This is a genomic window from Pseudomonas laurylsulfativorans, assembly GCF_002906155.1.
GTDB lineage: Bacteria > Pseudomonadota > Gammaproteobacteria > Pseudomonadales > Pseudomonadaceae > Aquipseudomonas > Aquipseudomonas laurylsulfativorans.
The window spans coordinates 1,196,248-1,212,121 of the sequence record NZ_MUJK01000001.1 but is presented as its reverse complement, the minus strand read 5'-3'; the positions used below and the strand labels follow the sequence as shown (position 1 = coordinate 1,212,121).

Sequence of the window (15,874 nt, the reverse complement as noted above, 5' to 3'; positions counted from 1 at the left end):
GTCGTGAAAATACCGATCGATACCAGCAAGTTTCGCTCCGCAGCCTTGCCGCGCACGCTGATCCCAAGGCCTCGGGTGTTGGAGCAGATAGCCGCCGCATTGGCCGAGGATACCGCGCTGACGCTGCTGCGTGCGCCGTTGGGCTACGGAAAATCAGTGTTGATGAGCCAACTGCTGGAACAGTTGGGTATGCATCAGGGTTTTTACCGCATCGATCGCTCGGATAACGAACCGATCCATTTTCTCGGGCACCTTTACCTACTGTTGTTCAAGCGCGGGCTGCCAGAAGGTATGGATCGGGATCAGGCGTGGGCGGCCATCCGCAGCCATCTCGACAGCCTGACTTCGACTTACACGCTTTGCTTCGATGACCTGCACCTGTTGCGCTCCACCCGGGTGCTCGGTTATTTGGAGGCGCTCCTGCACCAATCGCCCCGCCAGTTGCGGATTGTCGCGGCGAGCGAAGGCCAGCCTGCACTAGGTTTGAGCCACCTGCGCCGGGACAATCGGCTGTGTATTCTCGGCCCGCGCGAGTTGGCGCTCGATGGCGAAGAAACACAGCAGGTTTTGTTGGCGCAGGGCGTGGCGCTTGAGCCCGCGTTCGTCTATCGATTGCAGGCCGGGAGCGAAGGCTGGATCAGTGGTGTGCTGTTCTGGTGTTCGGCCTACCGGGACTTACGCGTCATCGACAGCCAGTCCGAACGGCTGCAGCAGGCCATTCAGGCGTCCTACCAGCAAATCGCCCTGTTCATCGAAGAGGAGCTGTTTCGCCGATTGCCCCAAGGCCTGGTCGGGTTCATTGAGCGCACCTCGGTGGTGAGTGCCTTCGATCTGGAGCTGGCGGCGGTACTTTCGGGTGACCCCCACGCCGAGGTGCTGCTGCGCAAACTGCTGCAACTCGACCTTTTCATCGAAGAGCGTGCAGGCGAACGCCTTCGCTATCAGTACCATCCGGCCCTGCGGGTGACGGCGCAACAACGACTGCGCCGACGTGATAATTCCAGCCTGTTGCAACTGCATCAGCAAGCGGCCGATTGGCTGTTGGCCAATGCCTTTTACGCGCAGGCGGTCTATCAATACGGTCGGGCAAAAAACACCAAGGCTTTATTTCGTACCGTGGAGCAACACACGTTCGACCTGCTGCGTGAAGGTGAGATCAATGCGATCGTCGACTTCCTCAACCACGCATTGCGTGACAACGAATCCAATCACCTGAATCTGGCCATGACCGAAGCGTCGACCTTGATCGTGACCAACGACATCGAGCGTACGCGTGCGTGTATCAGCGCGTTGAAACGCCTGATCGGGCAATCCGATCACTATCGCCTGGATCGCGTCATGCAAACGATAGCGTTCCTGCGCAGTCACCTGGCCTGGTTGGGCGGCAACCTGCGCCATGGGGTGGATGTGGTGCGCGGTGCCCTTGAGCGGTATCCCGCGGCCAACGCAGCGACTGCAATCCTGCATGCCAACAGTGGCGGGTGCCTGGCAGCGCTGGGTCGCCTGGACGATGCTCAAGGCCAAAACGACGAGGCCCTGAAGCAGATATCGGCGCTGGGCTTCAAAGGCTATACCCATCGTTTGCATCTGCAGGCCGCGGAAATCGAGTTGGCGCAGGGCAAAACCGAACAGGCCCGGCAACGCTTTTTCGAAGGTGCGCTTGAGCATGGTATGGGTAAGGTATCGGGCAATTTTTATGACGCGTTTCTACACCTGGGGCAGGGGCTGGTCCTGATGCAACGCAATGCCTTGAGCGCCGCGTCACTGAGCCTGGCCAAAGCAGAAAAGATCGCGATGGATTTTCCCCAGAGTGCTGCTCTGGCGCTGGTTTTCCATCATCAGGCCTGCCTGTTTGACGCGCTTGGCGATTCCGCCCGTGCCGTAGCGCGATGGGATCAGGCACGGCGCCTGGCCAAGGAGTTCGGCCAATGGCGCGTCTATCGTCTTGCAGGTGCCTGGCGGGTTCGGCACGCCGTTCGCCACGGCGATCAGGACTTTCTCTTGAGCTGGCTAGGGGAGTGGCACTGGTGCAAGCAGCAATATGCCGAAGACGTACAGCCTGACGAGATACTCGCCTATGCCTGGGTGCAACGTCACCTCGGGCAAAAGGCTGTGGTGGTGCAACGGTTGCAGGAACTCAATGAGTTGGCCGAAGAGCAGCACCATCGCCGGCTCAAGCTCGACCTGTTACTGCTCGAAGCGAGCATGGCCATGGACCAGAGCGATCAGCCACAAGCCATGCGTCTACTCGACGAGGCGGTTGCGCTGGCCTGTGAGTTCCAGTTGGGCCAATTGCTGCATTATGAAGGGGCTGCCATGAGCGATCTGTTCCAGCAGTTGATCGCACCTGAAGCCCGCAAACAGTATGAGTTGCAACGAGAGCTGCCTGGCCCGCAACAACTGAAGAGTTTGATGCCGAACCTGTTGAGACCGGTTCACCAGAGGCAGCGCTTGGCCGAACCGGTTACTCGCCGCGAGCGCGAGGTGTTGCAACGCATGGCCAAGGGGCAGGGCAATGCACAAATCGCCGAGTCGTTGTTTGTCAGCCTGAGTACGGTCAAGACCCATATCAACAATCTGTTTCGCAAGCTGGAGGTCAATGACCGCGATGAAGCTTTGCGTAAAGCCCGTAGTGTCGGGTTGCTGAGCTGACATCCTGCGCACTCCACCCAACGCCTGTGGACAACTCCATCCCAAACTCCACCCTTGGTTTGACGAATTGCCAAGCCTGCGCTGATACAACATCAAAGTCGTTTTCGCTCATGACTATTCTCGGCGGGATTCACTTTTATGTTGCTCAACGAACGCGATTTTCAGTTTCTGCTGTACGAATTTCTCGATACCCAGGCCTTGCTCGAGCGCGAGCGTTACGCCGAACATGATCGTGCGGTGTTCGATGCCACGCTGACGACCGCACGCCAGGTGGCGGCAGAGTTCTTCGCGCCCCACAACCACAAGGGCGACCACAACGAGCCCACTTTTGATGGTGAACGGGTCAGCCTGATTCCTGAAACCAAGGCTGCCTGGGATGCTTTCGCCAATGCGGGGTTTCTGGCAGCACACCATGATTTTGCGGACGGCGGACTGCAGTTGCCCGAAGTACTCCTGCGAGCCTGCATGGCGTATTTCAATGCGGCCAATATCGCCACCACCGGTTACCCATTCCTGAGCATAGGCGCGGCCAATCTCATCAAGAGTTTCGCCTCCAGTGAGTTGCAACAGCGATTCCTGCCGGCCATGTTTGCCGGTCGCTTCAGCGGCACCATGGCCTTGACCGAACCAGGGCAAGGCTCGGCGCTCGGTGATCTGCGCACCCGAGCAGTGCCGGCCAGCGATGGCAGCTTCCGGGTGTTCGGACAAAAGATGTTCATCTCGGGTGGTGATCACGAGATGACCGAAAACATCGTGCACCTGGTGCTGGCCCGTATCGAGGGCGCACCTGCGGGGGTGAAGGGGATTTCGCTGTTTGTGGTGCCAAAGTTCAACGTGAACGCGGATGGCACGGTCGGGCCACGCAATGACGTTGCCCTGGCGGGCCTGTTGCACAAGATGGGTTATCGCAACACCACCTCGACCGTGCTGAGTTTCGGCGAGCGTGACGGCGCTGTCGGCTACCTTGTGGGCGAAGCCAACAAAGGCCTGGCGTACATGTTCCAGATGATGAACGAAGCCCGCATCGGCGTAGGCCTCGGTGCGGCCAGCCTGGCTTATCAGAGTTTTCTGCATGCGTTGGATTACGCCCGTGAACGACCTCAAGGTCGCCTGGCCAGTTGCAAGGATCCTTTGACGCGTCAGGTTCCGATTATCGAGCACGCCGATGTGCGGCGCATGTTGCTGATGCAAAAGGCCTATGCCGAGGGCTCCATGGCGCTGTGCCTGTACGCCAGCAGCCTGGTGGAGGATTCGCACACGGGTGGCACCGAACAGTCCCGTGGTGATGCGGCGCAATTGCTGGATTTGCTGACCCCGATGGTCAAGACCTGGCCTTCTCGATACGGCCTGATGGCCTCCGATCTGGGGATCCAGATACTCGGTGGCGCGGGCTACACCCGCGAATACCCGTTGGAGCAGTTGTACCGTGACAACCGCCTGAACCCTATTCATGAGGGCACAGAGAGCATCCAGGCCCTTGACTTGCTCGGTCGCAAACTCGGTTTGAAGGGCGGGCGAGGCTATGCCTTGTTCCTTGAAAAAGTCGGGTACAGCCTGCAGCAGGCCAGCAGCCTGGATGAATGCGCACCGCTGGGTCAGCGGCTGGCCCAGGGCCTGGCGGTACTGCAAGACGTGACTGCCTCGCTGCAGCTGCAAGTCGCCGCCCACGCAGACCTCGGCCTGTCCAATGCCACAGCGTACCTGGACCTGTTTGGCCGTGTTCTGGTGGGTTGGGTGTGGTTGCGCCAGGCGATCCTTGCCGAGTGTGCCTTGCAGCGTGGAGTCGTCGGTGACGAGGGGGATTTCTATCGCGGCAAGTTACACACGGCACGGTACTACATGGAGTGGGAATTGGCCCCGTTAACCGGTATTGCCCAATTGCTCTGCGCCGGTAACAGCGCCTGCCATGACATGCAGGGCCGCTGGTTCTGAGCTGCATTTCATCAGCCTTCAGCTTTCAGGAACACGATCATGACAACACTGATTGACTACCGGTTGGATGGCGAGGTAGCCCTCATCGGACTGGCTCGACCACCGGTTAACGCGTTGGGCCAGCCATTGCGTGAGGCGCTGGCCGAAGCATTCGAGCTGGCCATCGCTGATTCGCAGGTACACGCCGTGGTTATTTATGGTCAGGGGCGAGCGTTCAGTGCCGGCGCCGATATCAGCGAATTCGGTTCGCCAGCCGCGTTCGCAGCGCCTGATCTCGCCAGCTTATTGTCCAGACTGGCCGCATCGCCCAAACCACTTATCGCCGCCATTGCGGGCACCGCGCTGGGGGGCGGGCTGGAAACAGCGCTGGCGTGTGGCTACCGCATCAGCTCTGCGCAAGCCACCTTGGGCTTGCCGGAAACCCGCATCGGGCTGTTACCTGGTGCGGGGGGCACGCAGCGCCTGCCGCGTCTGATCGGGGCAGTAGCAGCGCTGGAAATCATCCTGAGTGGTGAACCGGTATCGGCGGCAGAAGCCTTGGCGTTAGGACTGATTGACCGGTTGGTGCCAGACGGGGAAGACCTGTTGGCGGCGGCAACAGAACTTGCCAGGAACCTGGTAGCCGAGTCGGCACCGGCGCAACGCGCCTGGCGGTACTCCGATCCAGCCCGGGGCTTGCCCACCGCCTTCTTCGACGACTACGTAGCGGCACGTGCCCGGCGCTGGAAGGGACAACTGGCGCCTGTTCTTGCCCTGGAAGCGGTAAAGGCGGCCTGTGCAGGTTCACTGGAGGAGGGTTTGGCCAGTGAACAGCTGTTGTTCAAGCAAGTCGAGTCGTCTGCCCAGTCGGCGGCCCTGCGACATCAGTTCTTCGCCCAGCGCGAAGCGTTGAAAGTCTGCGGCGTAGACAAGAACACTGCGCGTCGGCCGGTGAACCGTGTTGCCGTGATTGGTGCGGGCACCATGGGCGGCGGCATCGCCATGAACTTTGCCAACGCCGGCATTCCGGTCACCCTTCTGGAGCTCAAGGGTGAGGCGCTGGATCGAGGGCTGGCGCATATTCGCAAGCAGTACGACAGCAGCGTCAAACGCGGCAAATTGACCCCGCTGCAGCTCGAAGTGCGTATGTCCCTGATCACTGGGACCCTCGAATACGCAGACATTGCCCAGGTCGATCTGGTAATCGAGGCGGTCTTCGAAAGTCTGTCGATCAAACAAAACGTCTTCCGCACCCTGGATGAGGTGTGCAAGACGGGTGCAATTCTGGCGACCAACACCTCGACTCTGGATGTGGATCTGATTGCCGCCGTCACGCGACGCCCGCACGACGTCATCGGGCTGCACTTTTTCAGCCCGGCAAACGTCATGAAGTTGCTGGAAGTGGTACGTGGTCGTGAGACATCGCCGCAAGTGTTGGCAACCACGCTGGATCTGGCGCGACAAATCGGCAAAACCGCGGTTGTTTCAGGTGTCTGCTTTGGCTTTATTGGCAACCGCATGTTGGAGCCCTATGCGCGGGAAGCACACCGACTGGTCCTCGAAGGCGCTACACCCGCCCAGGTGGACGGCGTGCTGACCGAGTTGGGTTTGGCCATGGGGGTGCTGTCGATGTACGACCTGGCCGGGATCGATGTCGGCTATCTGGTGCGTGAGTCCCGTCGTGAAGCGATTGCCCATGACGCCAGCTATTTCAAACTGGCGGATGAGCTTTACGCCCAAGGCCGTCATGGACAAAAGACCGGTCGAGGGTTCTACCGCTATGAAGGGCGTGACCGCGTCGAGGACTATGAAGTGGTCGCTTGCGCAGAGGTACTGGCCAGCGAACTCGGGATAACCCGCCGAGTGATTTCGAATGAGGAAATTCACGACCGCTGCCTGTTCATGCTGATCAACGAAGGCGTGCAGTTGCTGGATGAAGGTATTGCCGAGCGCAGCGGTGATATCGACCTGGTGTGGATCAACGGTTACGGCTTCCCGGCCTGGCGTGGTGGTCCCATGCACTATGCCGAGCAGTTGGGCCTGGGCCGTGTGCTGGCAGGTATCGAGCGATACCGCGAACAGTTGGGTGAATACGGACGGATGTGGTTCCGACCGGTGCCCTTGCTGCAACGCCTGGTAGCCGCCGGCCAGACTCGCATCCAGCGCCTTTAAGGCACTTACTCAAGGAATTCTGCACATGTCAGACGCTGTCATTCTTTCAACCGCCAGAACACCGATCGCCAAGGCCTTCAGGGGGGCATTCAATACCCTCAAGTCCCCCAGCATGGCGTCGTTTGCGATTGCTGCTGCCGTCGAGCGGGCGGGTATCGAGCCGGGCGAGATCGAGGATCTGGTTATGGGCACCGCGATGCCCGGCGGTACAGCAGGCTGGAACCTGGGGCGTATGAGTGCGTTGGCCGCCGGGTTGCCGTTGAGCGTGGCCGGGCAAACCATTGATCGCCAATGCGCCTCGGGACTCATGGCCATCGCCACGGCTGCCAAACAGATCATTCACGATGGCATGCGGGTGACCATCGGCGCGGGGCAGGAAAATATCAGCGCCGTGCAAACCAGGAACATGGAGTGGGCGTTCGCTGAACGTGATCCTCGCGTAGAGCAGCATGCCGTGCATGCCTATATGCCCATGTTGCAGACCGCAGAGCGGGTTGCCCAGCGTTATGGCATCACCCGTGAAATGCAGGATGCCTACTCCCTGCAATCCCAGCAGCGCACCGCCGCTGCCCAGCAGGCGGGATTGTTCGCTGACGAGATCATTTCAGTCAGCACCACCAGGGCGGAGTTGGACAAGGTCACGGGTGTTCTCAGTCATCGACCTGTGACCCTGAACATGGACGAAGGTAACCGCCCGGGTACCCAGTTGCAGGACCTGAGTATCCTCAAGTCAGTGGTGGAGGGCGGCAGTATCACCGCTGGCAATGCCAGCCAGTTGTCCGACGGCGCCAGCGCCTGCGTGTTGATGGACGGGCGTTTGGCGCAACAACGCAACCTCGAGCCCATTGGCCTGTATCGAGGCATCGCCGTGGCCGGGCTGGCGCCCGAGGAGATGGGGATCGGGCCCGTACTGGCGGTGCCCAAGTTACTCAAGCAGCATGGATTGAAGGTAGACGATATCGGCCTCTGGGAACTGAACGAGGCGTTTGCCTGCCAGGTGATCTACTGTCGGGACAAGCTGGGGATCCCCAACGAACGACTCAATGTCAACGGTGGCGCCATCGCCATCGGCCATCCCTACGGGATGAGTGGCTCCCGGATGGTGGGCCATGCACTGCTGGAAGGACAACGTCGCGGCGTCAAATACGTCGTGATCACCATGTGTGTGGGCGGTGGCATGGGCGCCGCCGGCCTTTTCGAGGTGTTGTGATGAGTACTCTATTTTCGTTGAAGGACAAGGTTGTACTGGTGACCGGTGCTTCCAGCGGGCTGGGTGCGCACTTCGCGCAGGTGGTCAGCGGGGCCGGTGCAAAAGTGGTGATTGCCGCACGACGAGTCGAGCGCCTGCAGGTGCTGGCCGAACAACTGCGTGGTCAAGGTGGTGAGGTGTTTGCGGTTTCCCTCGATGTCACCTCGCGCGCAAGTGTTGAGGCCGCCTTCGACCTGGCTCAGCAAACCTTTGGTGTCGTCGATGTGGTCATCAACAACGCTGGCGTGGGCGGCGCGGTCAAGGCGCTGGAGGTGACCGAGCAGGATTGGAGCACCATGATTTCCACCAACCTCGATGGTGTCTGGCGCGTGGCCCAATGTGCCGCGCAACGCATGGCCAAGGAAGGGAAGGGCGGTAGCCTCATCAATATTGCCTCCATCCTCGGTGAACGCGTGGGCACAGGTTTGAGCCACTACTGCGCAGCCAAGGCCGGGGTGTTGCAGCTGACCAAGGCGCTGGCACTGGAATTCGCGCGTTATGACATCAGGGTCAATGCCATTGCGCCCGGGTATTTCCAGACCGAAATGAACGACAGTTACTTCAATTCGGAGAAAGGCCAGGCCTACATCAAGTCAGCGGTGCCAATGCGAAAACTGGGTCAACTGGAGCAACTGAATGGCCCGTTATTGCTGCTTGCCAGTGCGGCGGGTAGTTTCATGACGGGGGCTACATTGGCGGTGGACGGTGGGCATCTGGTCAGTTCGCTGTAACCGCGGCGGTTTGATTTGAATGCCTGGCGCAAACGCCAGGCATTTTTTTTGCCCGTGAGTTACTGAGCCGTGAATGCGCCGTCCACTGTCAGCAGCGACCCCGTCATCCACTGGGCGTCATCCGAGGCCAGGAATGCTACTGCCTTGGCCACGTCCTGGGCCGTGCCGATTCGCGGCCAAGGCGTCAGCGAATCGAGATGGGCCTTGAGCTCCGGGTTATCGAGTGCAGGCCGCACCATGGCGGTTTCAAGGAAGCCCGGGCAGATGGCATTGATGTTGATTTTGTGTGCGGCAAAGTCCACCGCCAGTTGCCGGGTCAGGTTGTTGACCGCGCCTTTGGAGGCGCAATAGGCCGGTTCCAGGGCGAGGCCCACCAGGCCGCCGATCGAGGATACGTTGATGATCCGGCCGCGGCAGCCGTCTGCACGAGGTGCCTGCTTGAGCATTTGCGTGATGGCGTACTTGCACCCCAACCAGACGCCCTTGGCGTTGACGTTCATGGTCAGGTCGTAGTCTTCCTCGGTTTCTTCGACGATGGTCTGCAGCGTGGTGAAAATGCCGGCGTTGTTGACCATGATGTCCAGCCGTCCGAAATGCTCCACGGCTTGCTGGACCAGGTTCTGCATATCCGCTGAGTTTGCCGCGTCGGCCTTGACGAAGATCGACTGCTGCCCCGCACGGCGAATCAGCTCGTCAGTGTCGACGTCGATGTCGGTTTCATAGCCTTCGGTGCGGGCCTGCCTGACGAGATCCGAACACACGACGCGAGCGCCTTGGGCCGCGAGAGCCAGTGCAATGGCGCGCCCGTTGCCAGAGCTGGTGCCGGTGATCACGGCGACCTGATCCTTGAAACGCATGGGTTAATCCTCTACTTGATTATTGGACTTGTCAGAAGATGCAAGAGCGGCTTAAAGGTGCTCGCTGAACCATTGGCAGGCCGCACCGCTGGCGGCGTCGAAGTCTTGGGTGTAGGCATCGAAATGCCCGCCTTTGAGCGTCAACAGGCGCTTGGGCTCAAGTGCCCGCTCGTAGGCAGCGAGGGCCTGATCGGCGGCGGTGAGGTGGTCGGTCAGGCCGACAATCATCAGCAACGGCGTCGGGCTGATGTGCGCAATATGGGCGCCGGGTTCGTAATCGAGAAACATCTCGATGGAGCGTAGGGTGACCTCGTTTTTCCACGACGGGGCTCTGTCCTGGTGAGTCTTCGTGAACCACGCCCAGGAATCGGCCGTGGGCAGGGCGCTAGGCGCAGCAGGGTCTTCAGCCACCACCGGGCTCATGGCCGGTGCGTGGCCGGCGTAGCGCTGACGGCGGTCCTCTTCGCACAGGGCCTGAAAGCCTGCGATCAAGTCGGCGCGAATCAGTCGGCGCGCGTTGTCATGGCCGCTGATCAGCGGCACTTGGGAAACAACGGCTTTCACGCGTCGGTCTTGCGCCGCTACGACCAGCGCGTGTGCGCCTGAGTAGCTCGAGCCCCACACGCCGATACGCTGGGCATCGGTTTGCGGCAGGCTCTGGGCGAAGGTGATGGCGTCGCGGTAGCCACGGATCTGCAGGATCGGGTCGATTTCCTGGCGAGGCAAGCCGTCGCTGGCGCCGAAGTTGCGATGGTCATAGACGATACTTGCCAGGCCTGCACGGGCGAAGACTTCGGCGAAGCTGTCCAGGTACATTTCCTTGACCGCGGAATAGCCGTGGGCCATGACCACGGTCGGGAAGGGGCCAGTGCCAGTGTCCGGAAGGTAATGCCAGCCGCGCAGAGTGATGCCGTCGTCAGTCTTGAATTCGATGTCGTGTCTCATAGCCGTGGTGCTCCAGAAAATCAGACCGAATAGCGGGAAAGGGTTTCACCACCGTCGATGCGCACCAGTGCGCCATGGATATAACTGGAGCGCTCGGAAGCCAGGAACACCGCCAGGTCGGCGACGTCGGCGATTTCACCCCAGCGCTTGAGCGGGATGCTCTCGCTGAAATCATCGACATAACCTGGCTGTTCCATCAAGGCGCGGGTGAGTGCGGTCTTGGCGTACGTCGGGCAGATGCCATTGACGCGGATGCCTTCATGGCCGTATTCGATGGCCAGGCAGCGGGTCATGTTGGCCTGTGCAGCCTTGGAAATGTTGTACACCGACTGCCATGGGTGACCCTGCAGGCCAGCCGTCGACACCAGGTTGATGATGTTGCCGCCGCCACCCTGTTGCAGGAAGGCCCTGACCGCGGCTTGAGCACCGAAGAAGGTGCCCTTGACGTTGACGTTCAGGCACAGATCCAGATCGGCTTCGGCGAACTCGTGGATCAGTTTGCCGTCGCGATAGACCCCGGCATTGTTGATCATGATGTCGATGCGTCCGAACCGGCGGGTAGCGGCTTCGACGAGCGCGGTGAGGTCTTCGCTACGAGTCACGTCGCAACGCTGATACAGCGCCTGGCCGCCCCGCTGGGTGATCAACTCGGCGGTTGTGAACTCAGGTTGTTCGTCGAAGCCACCGGGGTTGCTGGCCTCGTTGATGTCTCCTATCACCAGAAAGGCGCCTTCCTCGGCCAGCTTCAGCGCGATGCCTCGACCCAGGCCCGTGCTTGCACCGGTTATCACTACGACTTTCTCGGTCAGTTTCATATCCATCAAAGGACTCCTTCTTCTTTTTGAATCAATGGCGACAAAGGCGGTTGTTGTCGACATGGCTCTGCTTCTGCGCTTGAGCGCGCACAGCCAAGGCATGACGAATACGGTAAACGGGGTGATGTGCTGCTGGAGAACCGGCACCGAACCTCTTGTTCGTGGAAGAGGTCGGTACCGGGGTGCCTGCCTTCATCGTTAACCGATGAACGCGATGCGCTGCCGAAATCGTCAGCCCATACCCAGGGCGCTTGAATGGCCCAGGCCGAGGCTGCTCTTGCCTTGGCCAAACCGTGAGGCGTACTTGCCGCCGTTGTTGAGCACGCGGTACTCGCGGGGCGAGCGTCCTGTCCAGCGTTTGAAGGCGTGCCGGAAGTTCGCCGCATCGCTGTAGTTGAGTTGCTCCGATATCGCCTCGGTGGTCATGGGCGTGCTGAGCAAGTAGCGAATGGCTAGCTTCTTGCGTACTTCCACCAGCAGCGAGTTGTAGGAGGTGCCAAGCGCATCGAGGCGCCGACGCAGCGTACGAGGCGATAGATGCAGGTGGTCGGCAATTTCGGACAGCGAGGCAATGCATTGACCGGAGTTGAGCAGCAGGTTCTGGACCTGAAAGCTGATGTCGTATTTCTGCAGGATTTCGCGCAGTTGCGCCTGGCAGTTTGTCTTGCAACTGGCGTGAGTGATGCTGTTGGATTGCGGCAGCTTGTTGTCGAGCCAATGTGACGAGAAGCGTATGGCGGTGCGCTCACAATTGAAGCGAACCGGCACACCAAGGCTTTCGCGAGTCTCGGCTTGCTGTTGAAGCGTGGCATCAATACTCAACTCAATGCCCTCGCAACTGAAATCGCGGCCCAGGATGTCCTGGAGCAGCGTCACCAGCTTCGACACTTCCAGGTAGTACCAGAAGGCATTTTCAGGACTGATCAAGCCGTATTGATCGTTGAGCTCAAGCAAGGCACCGCCGCTCTCGCAGCTCAGTTGCAGGCCCATCTTGAGATTGATCAACAGCCCGAACTGACTGGCTGTTTCCAGGGCGTCGCGCAGTGTGGCACTGCTGAGCATGGCAAAGCCGACGATGCCGTAGGAGGTTAAATGCAGGCGTTTGCCAACCTGCAGGCTGAGCAACGGGTTACTCGCCTGTTGATTGAACTCGGCGTGAATCAGCGATTGCTGGTTCAACGAGATCTTGGTCAGTGGATTACCCAGGTCAAACAGGGTCATGGACCCTGCAGCCAGGCATTCGCTCACCAGTCGTTCGTCACCGCCCACCAGGCTGGCTGCCGCCAGAATCTCTGCCGTGGAAAAAACCTTGTCGTCCAATGTGATAGGTGTCGTTTCGATCAGTCCCATCGTACTGCCCTCACTGGTGTAGCCAAGCCAATATGACCGCGTGAAATCGCGCTGACGCAACGAATCATCCGCGTGGGTTTATTCGGGAATTAAAAGCAGTGGCGTGGGCAGGCCGGGGAGGTTCGAACAAAGGTGCTGGGTTGAATCGCGACACCAAACCTATGGAATCGGTCTGAGCGAATCCATGAAATTCAGGCGTTGTCGGGAGTAGCTTTGCTACTGTCCCGCTGTGGGTCTTGGACCTCATTTGTTATCTCCTGACCTTTCGGGGCTGTCGTGCAGCACCCTTTTTTTGTTGGTCTATCAGGTAGGGATCGATGTGAATCAGACCGAATAAAACGCGGTTGCATTTATTAGGTCATGTGACCGATTAAATACGGTCGAGCGACCTAGGTCAAGTGACAGATGAGTGTCGTCGCGATTAATTTCGATGAACGGAAGAGGAGGGGGACTGCCCAGTTTGTTTGAATTGGGCAGCAGGTGTCTCAGACGCGGAATTGGAGGGTCTTGCAGGAGAGGTCGTGGGCCAGGCCGTCTAGGCTTTCGCTGAGCTGAGAGGATTGCAGGCCTCCCTCGCTGAGCGTCTGGCTCAGGTCGCGTATCGCATTGACGTTGGCATTGATTTCTTCTGCCACCGCACTTTGTTCTTCGGTAGCCGTGGCAATCTGTACGTTCATCTCATTGATCAGGCCGACCGCGTTACTGATCTCCTTCAGTGACTCAACAGCCTTGCGTACTTCTTCGACGCTCAGGGTGGTGAGATCCTGACTGTTGTGCATGGCACTGACGACGGTTCGGGTGTTGTCCTGCAACAGTTCGATCACTTGCTGGCTTTCAATGACCGATTCCTGAGTTCGTCGGGCAAGCGAGCGGACCTCGTCGGCCACCACCGCGAACCCGCGCCCGGCCTCTCCCGCGCGTGCCGCTTCAATGGCCGCATTCAGCGCCAGCAGGTTCGTCTGTTCGGCGATACTGCGAATCACGTCCAGTACATCGCTGATTTTCGCGCTGCTTGAAGCCAGGCTTTCGACCCGAACCATGCTGTCGTTCATTTCCGACGCCAGGGTTTCTATGGTGTGGGTGGCGCGGTCTACTTCAGTTCGTGCCCGGCTTGCCGCCTGGTCGGTGTCTTGTGCAGCCTGGGCGGCCGAGGCGGTACTCCGAGCTACCTCGTGGGCCGTCGCTGCCATTTCGTTGGAGGCGGTAGCCACCTGGTCTACTTCGCCAGCCTGCTGCAACAATCGCGCTTGCGCGTGGCTGGCCAGATGGGAGGCTTGCCTTGCGGCCTGCCGGGTCTGCAGCGAAGTCTGTTGAATGTCCCGGATAATGGGGTGCAGCTTGTCCAGAAAGCGATTCAACCAACCCGTCAGCAGGCCCAGTTCATCCTGTCGCGGGTAATTGACGCGCTGGGTGAGATCTCCGTCTCCGACAGCAATCTCCCGCACCATTCGGGTGATTGACTGGAGTGGCGCCAATGCGCTGCGAATACTCCACGTGATCAAGGCCAACCCGATGACGGCCAGCACGCCGCCTAACAACACGACATTCAACGTTGTGGCCTGGCGCTGCTCGGTCAATACCTCGGCCAACGTTCTGGCAGGTAACATCAGGACATCCCAAGGTACATCAATCTTGATCGCCCAGGCTGCGTTGCCTGGCACGGGACTGAAAGGCACCAGCAATTGATAGTGGTCGCCTTGTCGGGTGGCGTCGGGCTGGGAGGGGAAGTTGGTCGCACTATAGGTATTGTTTGACCCTGCCCAGACTTCAGCGCCGTTTTTACCGCTGGCTGTGTCGTCATTACTCTTTGCTGCGACCACGCCGGTGTTGCTGATGATGCTCACCACAGCCTGTGCACCATAAAGTCCGGTAGCCAGTTCACGGCTTTGGGACTGGAGGTCGGAAATATTGATATCGACCACCGACATGCCAATGACGTTTCCGGCCTCGAGCATGGGAATGGCCATCGAAATGAGTGTCACGCCCTGACCGTTCAGTAGGTCGTGATAGGGAGACGTCAGGCATTGCGTACGTGTTTTCAGCACGCAGGTGTACCAATAGTTGTAGGGCGTGCCGCTGGCATCGGGTGTGGTGCGAGAAAACAATTCTTCCGGATATACGGCGTACTCCGGTTGGGACGGGTCTGCCTGGGACCAGTAGCTGGAAAAACGACCCTTGTCATTGCTGCCCAGTGCGGCCTTGCCGACGAATGAGGCGTCGTTACCCCCCAGCGCATCGGGCTCGAACGTTACAAACAGGCCGAGGAGTTCGGGGTGCGCTGTCAACATGTTGCGGCTTTGCTCAATCATCTCCTTGCGCCCCTCTGCCTCGTCCATACGGTCGTTGCCAATCCGGTTGCGCAAGGCCAGCATCTGTCTATTGAACTCACGCCCCAATAACAGCGCATCACTGAATTTCTTCTCGATGAGTTGACGCTGCACAGCGCCGCTCGTCGTCAATTGCAGGCACGCCGTGTCTTCCAGAAGCGCGCTGCTGCGTTGGCCGACCATTTGATCGGTATGTTTCATTTGATACAGGTTGGCGGTAATGACTGCGGCCAGGCAAAGCAACAGGCACAGGCCTGTCAAGAAAACGATCTTCAGTTTGATCGACAGGGTTGTGCGCATGCGTCACCGTCAAAAAAGGGAAGGGGAAGGGGGGCAGTTCTCCAGGGTCGCACCACAATCGCTGCCCAGATAAGTCAACGCAGCCCCCAGTGTTCGGCACAGCGGCTGAAGCCGCTGATAGGCCTTGAGAGGGCCTGAACAGAGCAGTCCGCAGTCTTGCTGGCCAATCGCGTCGGCCTGACTGGCCAGGCTGATTTCCAGGTAATCGATCTGTTCGCTGCGAGCCCATTCACCCATCGACCGTGCAGACGCCGCTGGACGCGTTTGCGTGGTGTTGAAGCTGATAAGCGCTTTGCCATGCAGACCGAAGGTGGTTTCAGGGCTGCAAAGGCGTGCGCTCATCAACAATTGATCGGGAAAGCAGGTAATCACCACATCGCTGCTGTCGATCGCCTGTTCAAGGTTGCGCAATAGCCTGAAACCTTCAAAAGGGGCCACCAGGTTGTTGCGCAGCGGGTCCAGTCCAGCCACTTCAAAGCCCTGTCGGGAGAGGGTGCGTGCAATGGTGCTGCCGAAGTGATCGAGGCCGATGATGGCGACGCGTTTGGGTGAGGTAGTCATGGCG

The 15,874-nt window shown here is 59.5% G+C and carries 10 protein-coding genes and 2 pseudogenes; 5 read left to right on the top strand and 7 right to left on the bottom strand.

Translation table 11 applies throughout. The features are described from left to right. Positions 1-3 precede the first annotated feature (3 nt). From B0D71_RS05365 to B0D71_RS05345, 5 genes are all read left to right on the top strand, one after another. On the top strand, positions 4-2,652 hold the full coding sequence (locus B0D71_RS05365) for a LuxR C-terminal-related transcriptional regulator (RefSeq protein WP_103393815.1): 2,649 nt from the start codon (positions 4-6) through the stop codon (positions 2,650-2,652). 138 nt (positions 2,653-2,790) lie between these two features. Continuing rightward, a complete protein-coding gene (locus tag B0D71_RS05360) occupies positions 2,791-4,584 on the top strand; it encodes an acyl-CoA dehydrogenase (protein ID WP_103393814.1) in 1,794 nt (597 codons plus the stop codon). Positions 4,585-4,623: 39 nt separating this feature from the next. Then, a complete protein-coding gene (locus B0D71_RS05355; protein WP_103393813.1) occupies positions 4,624-6,735 on the top strand; it encodes a 3-hydroxyacyl-CoA dehydrogenase NAD-binding domain-containing protein in 2,112 nt (703 codons plus the stop codon). 25 nt (positions 6,736-6,760) lie between these two features. Continuing rightward, positions 6,761-7,945 carry an acetyl-CoA C-acyltransferase gene (locus B0D71_RS05350; protein ID WP_103393812.1) on the top strand — a complete coding sequence of 395 codons (1,185 nt, stop codon included), beginning with the start codon at positions 6,761-6,763 and terminating at the stop codon, positions 7,943-7,945. Next, positions 7,945-8,715 (top strand): SDR family NAD(P)-dependent oxidoreductase, encoded by a 771-nt coding sequence (locus B0D71_RS05345; RefSeq protein WP_420825121.1) that lies wholly within the window; start codon positions 7,945-7,947, stop codon positions 8,713-8,715. The genes B0D71_RS05350 and B0D71_RS05345 overlap by 1 nt, the downstream gene beginning before the upstream one ends. Before the next feature lie 59 nt (positions 8,716-8,774). Here the strand turns inward: B0D71_RS05345 and B0D71_RS05340 are convergent, their stop codons facing one another. The 7 genes and pseudogenes from B0D71_RS05340 to B0D71_RS05315 form a co-directional block, all read right to left on the bottom strand. Beyond that, a complete protein-coding gene (locus tag B0D71_RS05340; protein ID WP_103393810.1) occupies positions 8,775-9,572 on the bottom strand; it encodes an SDR family NAD(P)-dependent oxidoreductase in 798 nt (265 codons plus the stop codon). Between the two features lie 51 nt (positions 9,573-9,623). Further along, positions 9,624-10,517 (bottom strand): alpha/beta hydrolase, encoded by an 894-nt coding sequence (locus B0D71_RS05335; RefSeq protein WP_103393809.1) that lies wholly within the window; start codon positions 10,515-10,517, stop codon positions 9,624-9,626. A 20-nt stretch (positions 10,518-10,537) separates the two neighbouring features. Next, positions 10,538-11,338, bottom strand: coding sequence for an SDR family NAD(P)-dependent oxidoreductase (locus B0D71_RS05330; protein ID WP_103393808.1), 801 nt, complete (start codon positions 11,336-11,338; stop codon positions 10,538-10,540). Between the two features lie 225 nt (positions 11,339-11,563). Then, positions 11,564-12,682, bottom strand: coding sequence for an AraC family transcriptional regulator (locus B0D71_RS05325; RefSeq protein ID WP_103393807.1), 1,119 nt, complete (start codon positions 12,680-12,682; stop codon positions 11,564-11,566). Between the two features lie 485 nt (positions 12,683-13,167). Next, positions 13,168-13,761, bottom strand: a pseudogene (locus B0D71_RS32290) (methyl-accepting chemotaxis protein); the annotation flags it as partial. A 264-nt stretch (positions 13,762-14,025) separates the two neighbouring features. After that, positions 14,026-14,970 (bottom strand): annotated as a pseudogene (locus B0D71_RS32285) (PDC sensor domain-containing protein); the annotation flags it as partial. A gap of 348 nt (positions 14,971-15,318) precedes the next feature. Further along, on the bottom strand, positions 15,319-15,870 hold the full coding sequence (locus B0D71_RS05315; RefSeq protein ID WP_103393805.1) for an NAD(P)-binding domain-containing protein: 552 nt from the start codon (positions 15,868-15,870) through the stop codon (positions 15,319-15,321). Positions 15,871-15,874 lie beyond the last annotated feature (4 nt).

Excerpts from the sequence above, each read along its gene's own strand:
- B0D71_RS05360 (WP_103393814.1), top strand. The coding sequence starts at position 2,791 with ATGTTGCTCAACGAACGCGATTTTCAGTTTCTGCTGTACGAATTTCTC.
- B0D71_RS05355 (WP_103393813.1), top strand. The coding sequence starts at position 4,624 with ATGACAACACTGATTGACTACCGGTTGGATGGCGAGGTAGCCCTCATC.
- B0D71_RS05350 (WP_103393812.1), top strand. The coding sequence starts at position 6,761 with ATGTCAGACGCTGTCATTCTTTCAACCGCCAGAACACCGATCGCCAAG.
- B0D71_RS05345 (WP_420825121.1), top strand. The coding sequence starts at position 7,945 with ATGAGTACTCTATTTTCGTTGAAGGACAAGGTTGTACTGGTGACCGGT.
- B0D71_RS05340 (WP_103393810.1), bottom strand. The coding sequence starts at position 9,572 with ATGCGTTTCAAGGATCAGGTCGCCGTGATCACCGGCACCAGCTCTGGC.
- B0D71_RS05335 (WP_103393809.1), bottom strand. The coding sequence starts at position 10,517 with ATGAGACACGACATCGAATTCAAGACTGACGACGGCATCACTCTGCGC.
- B0D71_RS05330 (WP_103393808.1), bottom strand. The coding sequence starts at position 11,338 with ATGGATATGAAACTGACCGAGAAAGTCGTAGTGATAACCGGTGCAAGC.
- B0D71_RS05325 (WP_103393807.1), bottom strand. The coding sequence starts at position 12,682 with ATGGGACTGATCGAAACGACACCTATCACATTGGACGACAAGGTTTTT.
- B0D71_RS05315 (WP_103393805.1), bottom strand. The coding sequence starts at position 15,870 with ATGACTACCTCACCCAAACGCGTCGCCATCATCGGCCTCGATCACTTC.